The following is an 11,845-nucleotide window of genomic DNA, read 5'->3' as shown; positions in this document are numbered from 1 at the left end:
CCGACTCCACCAGCTCCCGCCCGGGAACCGGCACCACATGCGCGATCAGCTGATCACCCAGCTCGGACGCCATCACCGACCCAGCCGCCGCGCTCACGTCGACCTGCGCCAGCAACGCGGTCTCGATCTCACCCAACTCGATCCGCTGACCACGGAACTTCACCTGGAAATCCGTGCGCCCCAGATAATCCAGCCGCGCGGGACGATCAGTCCCCGCTTCCCGCCAGACCACCAGATCCCCGGTCCGGTACATCCGCTCGCCATGCCCGAACGGGTTGGCCACGAACCGATCCGAGGTCAAATCCGGGCGACGCACATACCCGCGCGCCAACTGGTCACCTGCCAGGTACAGTTCGCCCGCGACACCCGCAGGCACCGGATGCAACCGCGAATCCAGCACATAGACCTGGGTATTCCACTGCGGCAGCCCGATCGGCACCGAACCACGCTCATCGGCACGCGCTTCCCAATAGGTCACCGACACCGCGGCCTCGGTCGGCCCGTACAGGTTGTGCACCCGCGCCGAGCAGACCCGCGCGAACGCCGCCACCGTCTCCGGCGGCAACGCCTCACCGATGACGAACACATCGCGCAGGCTGTCAAGGGCTCCCGGCACGGTATGCGTGGCAAAAACCGTCAGCATCGACGGCACGAAATCGGTGACAGTCACCCCATGACGCGCAATGGATTCCGCCACATACTGCGGATCACGATGCCCGTCGTGCGTCGCGACCACCAGCTTCGCACCGGCCCGCAACGGCATGAAATAACCCCACAACGACACATCGAACGTCGTCGCCGTCCTCTGGAGATAAACATCCCCCGGACCCATCGGATACTCGTCCAGCATCCAACTGATCTGGTTGTGGATCGCCGCATGCGACACCGCGACACCCTTGGGTCGCCCGGTCGACCCGGACGTGAAGATCACGTAGGCCGTATCGGCTCCCGACAACGCCCGCACCCGCTCGGCGGCAGTCACCGGATCACCCGAATAACCGGACAGGTCAACCTCATCGAGGCCCAGCACGTCCCCGGCGGGAAGCTCGAAACCGTCGCGTGCCGTGGTGAGCACGCACACGGGCCGCGCCGTCTCGAGAATGTGCGCGATCCGCTCGGCCGGATGATCAGGATCCAACGGCACATACGCACCACCCGCGGTGATGACGGCATACATGCCCACCACCAGATCCAACGACCGCCGAACCGCCAACCCCACCAACGATTCCGGGCCGACACCCCTATCGATGAGTAGCCGCGCCAGCCGATTGACCCGCTCGTCGAACTCCCGGTAGGTCAGTTCCATACCCTCGAAATGCACCGCCGCCGCATCCGGGTGCGCCACCACCGCACGCCGATAGCCGCCCAGCAGCGACTCCGCCACCAGGCTCTGCCGAGTGTCGTTCCACTCCAACAGCATTCGAACCCGCTCACGCGGGTCCAGCAGTTCGACATCCCCGATGACGACCGCGGTGTCCGCCAGCACGGCGGACAGCATCCGCACCAGCCGCTCCGCGAACCCCGCGATCGTCGCCTTGTCGAAAAGGTCCGTGGCATAGGTGAACACGGCACCCATGCCACCGTCCGCGCGCGGCAGCACCGACAGTTGCAGATCGAATTTGGCTACCGCACCGTCGGATTCGACGGATTCCACGGTCAGTCCCGGCAGCTCCGCCCGCGGCGCGTCCAGATTCTGGAAGAACAGCGCGACCTGGAACAGCGGATGATGCGCCTGCGTGCGGACCGGATCGAGCACCTCGACCAGCCGCTCGAACGGCAGTTCCGCCTGCGAGAAGGCAGCCAGGTCAACCTGTCTGGCGGTATTCAGCAGTTCCGCGAACGAGGCACCCGCCGCCACCCGCGTCCGCAGTACCAGCGTATTGACGAACATCCCGACGAGATCGTCGAGCGCGGCCTCACCGCGCCCCGCCACCGGCGTGCCGATCACGATGTCCTCGGTCCCCGACAGCCGGGCCAGCAGCGCGGCGAAGGCACTGTGCAGCACCATGAACGGCGACGAGCCGCTGTCCCGGGCGAGCCCTTCGATCCCGGAGACGAGCTCCGGGTCGATCTCGAAGGCGAAGGTCGCGCCCCGCCCGGACGCGACCACCGGCCGCGCACGATCGGCGGGCAGATCGATGCGCTCCGGGATACCCGCCAAAGCCGCACGCCAGTAAGCGATCTGGGTGGCAGCGAGCGACTCCGGCTCGCTCTCGTCCCCGAGCAGTTCCCGCTGCCACAGCGTGTAGTCCGCGTACTGCACCGGCAGCGGACTCCACCCCGGTACCCCGCCATCACGCCGAGCCAGGAACGCCGTCAGCAGATCCCGCGCCAGCGGCCCGGTCGAGAAGCCGTCGGCGGCAATGTGATGCACGACGACCACGAGCACGTGGTCCTCCGCCCCGAGCCGCGCCAGTTCCACCCGCAGCGGCACCCGCGCCGACACATCGAACCCGGCCAACGCCACCCCGGCCAGCCACCCGGCGAGCTCGGACTCCTCCACCGACTGCGCCACCAGCTCCGGAATCGCTTGCGCCGCAGACAGAATCACCTGACTACCAACGCCGTCCACCGCCGGGTACACGGTCCGCAACGCCTCGTGCCGCTCGATCACATCCCCGAACGCGGCCCGCAACGCCGCCACATCCAACGCCCCGGTCAATCGCAGCGCGAACGGAATGTTCTCCGCCGCCGACCCGGTATCGAACTGGTTGAGGAACCACATGCGCCGCTGCGCCGGGGACAACGGAATCGATTCTGGCCGTGGCCGCGCCACCAGCGCCGCCCGCCCGCCCGCGCCCTCGAGTCCGGCCAGTTCCTTCGCCAGCATGGCCACGGTCGGCGCGGTGAACAGCAGCCTACCGGGCACCCGCGCCGAGATCAGCGCACCCAGCCGCGCCGCGGCCCGGGTCGCGATGAGCGAGTTGCCGCCCAGCTCGAAGAAGCTGTCGTCCGCGCCGATCGGATCGGCGGCGCCCAGCAGCTCCGCGAACACCTCGGCGACCGCCGCTTCCAGCCGTCCCGCCGGAGCCCGGAACAGCGCGGTCCCCAGCCGCGGCGCGGGCAGCGCCCGCCGGTCCAGCTTGCCGACCGGGGTCAGCGGAATCCGATCCAGCACGGTGATGACGGCGGGCACCATGTGCTCGGGCAGCCTGCGCCGCGCCAGCTCGGTCAGCTCGCCGGGATCGATCGCCCCGGCGCCGTGCACGTACGACGCCAGCACGGTCGCGCCGTCGGCGAGTTCGTGCCCGACCGTCACCGCGAAATCGACACTCGGATGCGACGCCAGCACCGCGTCGATCTCCCCGAGCTCGATCCGGAACCCGCGAATCTTCACCTGGAAGTCATTGCGCCCCAGATATTCCAGCTCTCCGGCGGCCGTCCGCCGCACCAGGTCCCCGGTCCGGTACACCCGCGAGCCCGGCGGCCCGAGCGGATTCGCGACGAACCGCTGCGCGGTGAGCCCCGGCCGCGCGTGATACCCGCGGGCCAGCTGCGGCCCGGCCAGATACAGTTCCCCGGGCACCTCGTCAAGGGCGGGCGTGAGGCGCTCGTCGAGCACGTACCCGGTGACCGTGCGCAGGGTCTCGCCGATCGTCACCCGCGCGTACGGCGTCAGATCGGCGGTGGTGGCGAGAATCGTGGCCTCGGTCGGACCGTAACCGTTCACGAAGCGACGCGCATGCCCCGTGCTGATCGGAATCGCCCAGCGCCGCACCAACTCCGGCGGGCACGCCTCACCCGCGACGACCACCACGCGCAAACTGTCGAGCCCGCTCGGATCCACCGAACTCAGCGCCGCCGGCGTGATCATCATGTGCGTCACACGCTCACGACGCAGCAACGCCGCCAGCTCCGGACCACCGAACACGGTCGGCGCGGCGATCACCAAGGTCGCGGCCGCACCCACCGCCAACAGCAACTCACCCACCGACACATCGAAAGACGGCGAAATGACATGCAGGACACGGGAATCCGGTGTCGCGTCCAGGCGCTCGCGCTGCACCGCGCAATACACCGAGACCGCGGCCTGGCTCACCACCACGCCCTTGGGGAGCCCGGTCGACCCGGAGGTGTAGAGGACGTAGGCGGGATGGTGACCGCGCAGCGGCCGTACCCGGTCCGCGTTGGTGATCAGCTCGGCCGGATAGCCCGCGTACATCTCGGGATCGTCGATGGCCAGCCACTCCACCGCCCCGGGCAGCCCGTCTCGCACCCCGGCGACCGTGAGCCCCAGCACCGCACCGGAATCGGTGACCATGTGCGCGACCCGGTCGGTCGGATACTTCGGATCCACGGGTACGAACCCGGCGCCCGCCTTGGCGATGGCCCACACCGCGAGCACCGATTCGAGGGATCGCGGTATACCCACCGCTACCAAATCCTCGGGACCGATGCCTCGCTCGACGAGCAGCCGGGCCAAGCGGGTGGAACGCTCGTCCAGCTCCGCGTACCGACAGGTCTCAATGGTGTCCGCGTCGTCGGCGAGGACGAGCGCGATCGCGGCCGGATCGGATTCGACCGCCGTCAGCAGCAGTTCGGGCAGGGTCTGCAACCGCGGAGTGCGGGTCCGGACGGGACGCCGTCGCCCCGAGCGAATCTCACCAGCCCTATTTTCAGAATCGCCAGCCACCGCTCCCCCGAGCCGAACCATGAACCTTCTCCCCGAATCCACCGCAACACACGGGCACTCAGAGCTCGAGTGCACCTCAGTGTGAGTGAGCGACTGCTCTCTCACAAGGTGTCAAAAGTGCGTAGGGCGCGAGATCCGGCCCCGATACAGGACGCGGTTCTGCGCGATCACCGAAGGCGAACGCGCGGAACCGGTCCCGAACCTGGGTATATCCCCCTCGATTAACCGGCTATTTACTATTCCATGGACATGGTGGTAGTGACCCATGGAACACGGGCGGCAGCAGCGTCCGCGGGCCCGTCGTCGACGATGATGGCCTGCAGATCCTCGAGCGGTTCGGACCCCAGACCGTCCAGCCCGGCCTGATCGCTGAACAGGTGCGTCACCCACTCGTCGGCCAGTGCGTCCGAGAGCGATTCGCCGTCGCCGACCGTCATGATCACCACCGACGCGCCGCTCCCGCCGGCCGCCAGCACCTCGACCACGGCCGCGGGCGAGTCGGAACGACCCCGCCGCCAGGTGCGCGACTCGAAGGTGAGCGCGGTGTCGGCGGTGATGGTGCCGACCAGTTCGGCGAGCTCGTCGTAGGTCAGCACGCGCGTGCCGCTCACGAACGCGGGATCCCCGCCCTGCAACGCCCGGGTCCGGCTGGCGTAGGTCACCGGACGCGGTGAGGCGGCGGCGATCTCCGCGGCCAGCGCCGGATCGGTGAGGACCAGCCAGTCGACATCCGGTGCCGCGCCGCCCGCCTCGGCGGTCAGACCCACCTTGATCACCAGATCGGCGGGCAGGGCCGCGCCGGAGACCGGCACGATGGCCGCACCCGACTTGAGCACCGCCCAGGTGGCCACGACCGCACCGATACCGCGATCGAGATGCACGGCCACGCCGGTGCCCGGTCCGCAACCGCGGCCGATGAGCACCCGCGCGAGCCGCGAGGAACGCGCGTCGAGCTCCTGATACGACAGCGCACCGTCACCCCACGCCAGCGCGGGACCGTCCGGATCGTCCTCGACGGCCGCGGTCAGCAACTGCGGCAGCTGGGTACCCCGGGTCACCGCGGCGGTCTGCACCACCGGGGCGACGGGACGCGCGGGCGCTTGCGCCGCACCGAGTTCGATGGCCCCGACGCGCTGGCGCGGATCGGCGGCCACCGCGGTCAGCACCCGCACCAGCCGCTCCCCGAAGGTCGCGACGGTGGCCTCGTCGAGGATGTCCGCGGCGTAGGTGAGCGCACCGGCGAGCGCGCCGACCGCACCGTCCTCGGTCTGCCGCGGATCGATGGTCACCTGCAGATCGAACTTGGCCGAGATCGCGCCGGTGTCGAGCGCGGTGATGGACAGTCCGGGCAGTTCCAGCCCGGCCTGCTCGGTGTTCTGGAACGACAGCACCACCCCGAACAGCGAATCCTGGCCCTGCGCACCACGATCCGGCGCGACGACCTCGACCACGCGCTCGAACGGGATGTCGGCATTGCCGTAGGCGGCCAGATCGGTCTCGCGCGCGGTGTCCACCAGATCGCCGAACGCGGCCGCCGAATCGACGGCGGTACGCAGGGCGAGGGTGTTGACGAACATGCCGACCACGTCGTCGAGCACCCGCTCACCGCGGCCCGCGATGGGCGTGCCGATGGTGATGTCCCGGCCGCCCGAGAGCCGGGCCAGCAGCGCGGCCAGCGCGGCGTGCACGACCATGAACAGGGATGCGTTGTGCTCGCGGGCGATTCGCAGCAGACCCTCGTGCACCTCGGCGGGCACCGAGAAGGTGGTCGCGCCGCCCTCCATGGTGCGCACCGCGGGCCGTGGCCGGTCCAGCGGCAGGCCGAGCGTGGCGACCGCGCCCGCGAGCCGGTCCTTCCAGAACGCCAATTGCTGTGCGGCGAGCGAGTTCTCGTCGTCGTCGCTGCCGATGACCGCGCGCTGCCAGAGCGCGAAGTCGGCGTACTGCACGGGCAGCGGCGTCCACGCGGGCGAATCACCCTGCGAGCGAGCCACATACGCGAGCATGATGTCGCGCGCCAGCGGGGCCAGCGAGACCGCGTCGCCGGTGATGTGGTGCACCACGACCACCAGGTAATGCTCGGTGCCGCCGTCGGTGCACACCAGCGCCCGGATGGGCACCTCGGCGGTGACATCGAAGCCACCGGCCAGCACCCCGGTCATGAGGTTCAGCGCATCCGCCAGCGGCTCCACCCGCAGCAGGTCCGCGGCCGGCAGGATCTCCTGGTACGCAATGCCGTTCGCATCCGCCGGGTAGCGGGTGCGCAGCGACTCGTGGCGTTCGAGCACGTCGGCCACGGCCGCGCGCAGCGCCGCCAGGTCGAGGTGGCCCGAAAGCTTCAGTGCCAGAGGAATGTTGTAGGCGGGCGACTCCGGATCCAGCTGGTTGAGGATCCACATGCGCTGCTGGGCCAGCGACAGCGGCACCCGCTCCGGGCGCTCGCCCGCCACCAGCGGCGGCCGGTTGCCGGCGGCGCCCGTCACCACCCGCGCGGCCAGATCCGCGACCGTGGACGCCTCGAACAGTTCCCGCACCGCGAGACTCGCGCCCAGCGCCTCGTTGATCCGCGCCACCGCCCGGGTGGCCAGCAGCGAGTTGCCGCCGAGGGTGAAGAAGTCGTCGTCCACGCCGACCCGGTCCGCGCCGAGCAGCGCCGCGAATTCGGCGGCCACCACGCGTTCGGTCTCGGTGCGCGGTTCCCGGATCTCGACGCTGCTGACGGTCTCCGGCGCGGGCAGGGCCTTGCGGTCCAGCTTGCCGTTCGGGGTCAGCGGCAGCACGTCCAGCGCCACCAGGGCGTCGGGAACCATGTAGGCGGTGAGGAATTCGCCGAGCAGGGTCTTGGCGGCCGCCGAATCGAGCGTAGTGCCCGCCTCGACCACCACGTAGCCGACCAGCTGATCGACGTCGTTGTCGGTGCGCACCATCGCCACGGCCTGGCTGACACCCGGCAGTCGCAGCAGCGCCGACTCGATCTCGCCGAGCTCGATGCGGAAGCCGCGCAACTGCACCTGCTGGTCGCTGCGACCCGCGTATTCGAGGTTGGCCTCGCCGCCGAAGCCGACCCAGCGGCCGACGTCACCGGCCCGGTACATGCGAGATCCGGGCTCGCCGAACGGATTCGCCACGAACCGCGCCGCGGTCAGGCTCGGCCGCCCCAGGTATCCGCGCGAGAGCTGCGCGCCGTCCACATAGATCTCACCCGCGACCCCGACCGGAGCCGGGTGCAGCCGCTGATCGAGCACCCGGGCGCTCAGCCCCGGCAATGCCCGGCCGATCATGCTGCTGGGCAGCTCGGCCAGCTCCTCGTCCAACGCCAGGAACGACACGTGCACCGTGGTCTCGGTGATGCCGTACATGTTCACCAGGCGCGGCGCGTCCGCGGGATGCCGCTCGTACCAGCGGCGCAGCTGCCGCAGATCCAGGGCCTCGCCGCCGAAGACGACGTAGCGCAGCGCGAAATCGCCCGGCCCGGCGGCCCGGTCGGCCTCGGCGAGCTGATAGAACGCCGACGGCGTCTGGTTGAGGACGGTGACCTTCTCGCGAATCAGCAACTCGCGGAACTGTTCCGGCGATCGCGAGGTGAGATGGTCGACCACCACCACCGCGCCGCCGTTGGCCAGCGCGCACCACAGTTCCCACACCGAGAAGTCGAAGGCGAACGAGTGGAACAGCGTCCACACGTCGTGCTCGTCGAAGTCGAAGTGCGCCTGCGTATTCGCGAACAGCTCGACCACATTGCGATGCGTGACGCCGACACCCTTGGGCACGCCCGTGGAGCCGGAGGTGTAGATGACATACGCCAGCTGGCCCGAGAGCAGCGGCGCGCGCCGATCGGCATCGGTGACCGGGGCGTCGGAGAATTCGCCGAGCTCCTCGAGCAGCACCACCGGAATATCCCCGGCGGGCACCGCATCCCGTTCCGAGCCGGTGGTCAGCACGCACACCGGGCGGGAATCGCCCAGCATGAATTCCAGTCGCTGTGCCGGATAGGCGGTGTCGATCGGCAGGTAGCCCGCACCGGAGATCAGCACGGCGAGCAGCGCGACCGGCAGCTCCTCGGTACGCGGAACCGCCACCGCGACAAGCGATTCCGGTCCCGCGCCGGACGCGATGAGCGCCCGGGCGACCCGGTTGGCCCGGCGCATGAGCTCGCCGAAGGACAGCGTGGTGTCGGCGAAGCGGATGGCCGGAGCGTCGGGATACCGCGCCGCCCGCGCCGCGATGAGGTCCACCAGCGTCACGTCGGGCACCGGAGCGCCCGGCGTATTCCACTCGTGCAGAACGAGATCCAGCTCGCCAGGCGCGTACAGGTCGATATCGCCGATCACGGCCTGCTCGTCGACGGCGACCGCCGACAGCACCCGTGTCAGCCGATCGGCGAAGTCCTGCACGGTCGCGGGCTCGAACAGATCGGTGGCGTAGGTGAACGCCAGCGCCACCCCGCCCGGCCGATCGGTGACGTCCAGTCGCAGATCCACGTCCGCGATACCGGCGGCACCGTGACCGGCGGCGATCAACACCTGGAACGGCGGATGACCGGCCGCGCCGCGCACCGCGTCGAGCACGTCCGCGAGCCGCTCGGTACGCCCGAACGCCTCGGCGTCGGCGACCCGCACGGAGTCGAGCAACGCGGCGAAACTCGCGGCCGGGTCGATCTCGGTCCGCAGCACCACCGCGTCCGAAACACTCAGCGCGGCACTGTTCTCCGCACCCATGGCGATCTCGCGGACCCCGCCCGAGAGCCGCGACAGCAGCACCGCGAACGCCGTCCGCACCACCGTGAACACGCTCGCGTCGTGCCGCCGCGCCAGCCGATCCAGTGCCGAGTACACCTCGGGGTAGAGCTCGAAATGCAGCTCGTTGCCGCGCCGCGACGCCACCGCGGGACGCAACCGGTCCGCGGGCAGCTCCAGCCGCCCGGCCGGAGCCCCGGTCAGCCACCAGTTCGCCTGCGGCACAACGGCATCCGTCGTGATCCCGACGAACCGCCCGACCAGCCCGCGCAGCAGATCCGCCAGCGCACCGGCCGTCGACCCGGACACGGTGTCGCGCCGGTGCCAGACCCGGAACTTCAGCGTCGCACCGGATTCCACCACCACGGTCACCGGGTAGTGGGTGAAGGTGACGCCCTTGAGCCCGGCCACCTCCAGCCCGTCGATATCGCTACCGGCCTTCTGCAGTCCCTCGGCGTCCACCGGGTAGGACTCGTAGGCGACCAGCGAGTCGAACGCCGCGCCGGTACCGGCCGCGCTCTGGATCTCGGCCAGCCCCAGGTAGTGATGCTCGAGCAGGCCCGCCTGCTCGGACTGCACCCGGTTCAGCAGTTCCCGCACGGTCCAGTCGGCGTCGAAGCGCACCCGCACCGGGATGGTGTTGACGAACAGGCCGATCATGTCGTCGACGCCGTCCAGCTGCGGCGGGCGGCCCGAGACCACCGCGCCGAAGACCACGTCGTCACGATCGGTCAGCGCCGCCAGCACCAGCGCCCAGGCCGCCTGCACCACCGTGTTGACGGTGACCTCGGTCTCGGCGGCGAACGCCGCGACGGCGGCGGTCTCGTCGGCGGAGAGCTCGAATTCGATCTCCCCGTAGCCGATTTCGGAGTCCTCGGGCCGCGCCAGCACGCTGCCGATCAGGGTCGGCCGCGCGCCGTTCAGCGTCGTGGCCCACTTCTCCAGCGTCGCGTCCCGGTCCTGGCGCGAGAGCCAGGTCAGGTAGTCGCGGTAGGGCCGCACCGGCGGCAGCAGGGACGAATCACCGTGCGTCGCATAAAGAACCAGCAGATCCTTCATCAACAGCGGCAGCGACCAGCCGTCGAAGAGCAGGTGGTGCGTGGTGAGCACGAAGTGGATGCGCCCGGACACCGTGCGGTACACCGTGAATCGCATGAGCGGGGCCGCCGCCGGATCGAATCGGGTGCGCTGGTCGGCCTCGAGCAGACCGGGCACATCCTCATCGGCGACGCCCTCGATGACCTGCCACGGCGCTTCCAGCCCGTCGATGACGACCTGCACCGGCGTCCCGTCGGCGGCGGGCACGAAGGCCGCGCGCAACGAGGCGTGCCGATCCAGAATCGCACCGGCGGCCCGGCGCATGCGCTCCAGATCCACCGAGCCCGCCAGCTCCAGCGCGAACTGGGTGACGTAGTCGTCGGTGGCCCCGGCGGTCAACTGGGCATGGAAGTACAGGCCCGACGCCAGCGGCGAGAGCGGCAGCACATCCGACAGCCCCGGGTATTCGGCACGCCAGGAGTCCAGCTCGACCTGGGTGGCCCGCACCAGCGGCACGTCCGACGGCGTCAAACCGCCTGCGGCCGGGTCCTTCACGTGGCGGGCGACCGCGCCCAGCGCGTCCACCCAGTCCTGCGCCAGCTCGCGCACCGCGTCCTCGCCGAGGATGTCGGCGGCGTACTGGAACGACACCGACATGCGGGGGCCCGCCTCGCCGTCGGTGACGATGGCATTGATGTCGACGACGGTGCTCACCGGCATGGCGAGATCCTGATCGACGGTCAGCTCGCCGAGCGCGTCGGTGGGCAGCCACCCGGCGCCCGTCGGGGCCTCGGTGATCTCGGCGGTGGACACCCGGCCCAGGTAGTTGAAGCCGATCTGGGCGACCCGGCCGGACAGCTCGGCGGCGGTCACGGCATCCAGATGCCGCAGCATGCCGAAGCCGATGCCCTTGTCGGGCATGGCAAGCAACTGTTCCTTGATGGACCGCATGACCCCGGCGGTGGCAGCGCCGCCCTCCAAGGCAGCCGCCGTATCCACCCCGGTCAGATCCAGCGCGACCGGGTAAACGGTGGTGAACCAGCCGACGGTCCGCGTGATGTCCGCGCCCGGAACGACGCTCTCCTCACGCCCGTGGCCCTCCATCCGAACCCGCGTGACCGGCGAGTCGACGCCGCGCCGATCCCGCCACGACCGCACGGCCAGCGCGAGCGCGGCCAGCAGGCCATCGTTCACACCGCCCCGGTACAGCGCCGGAACCTCGGTGAGCACGGCCTCGGTGACCTCGGTCGGAACCTGAATGTTGAAGCGCCGCACCGTGCGATAGGTGTCGACGGCCGCGTCCAGCGCTCGCGCGCCCAGCAGCGGGTCCGGCGAGGCCAGCGCGGTACGCCAGTAGTCGAGTTCCTCGCGACGGGTCTCGGCCACCTCGCTCAGCCCGTACGACCAACGCCGGAACGAGGTGCCGACGGCGGGCAGC

2 protein-coding genes are annotated in these 11,845 nt (G+C 70.1%); both read right to left on the bottom strand.

All coding sequences use genetic code 11. From position 1 onward, the window contains the following. Positions 1-4,555: amino acid adenylation domain-containing protein (locus ACWELQ_RS22565; protein ID WP_452399026.1), on the bottom strand; the 4,555-nt coding region annotated here is incomplete at its 3' end. Positions 4,556-4,869: 314 nt separating this feature from the next. Further along, on the bottom strand, positions 4,870-11,844 hold the full coding sequence (locus ACWELQ_RS22560) for an amino acid adenylation domain-containing protein (protein WP_452399025.1): 6,975 nt from the start codon (positions 11,842-11,844) through the stop codon (positions 4,870-4,872). Position 11,845 lies beyond the last annotated feature (1 nt).

The organism is Nocardia sp. NPDC004722, from assembly GCF_053601505.1.
This window is presented reverse-complemented; position numbering and strand designations above follow the sequence as displayed.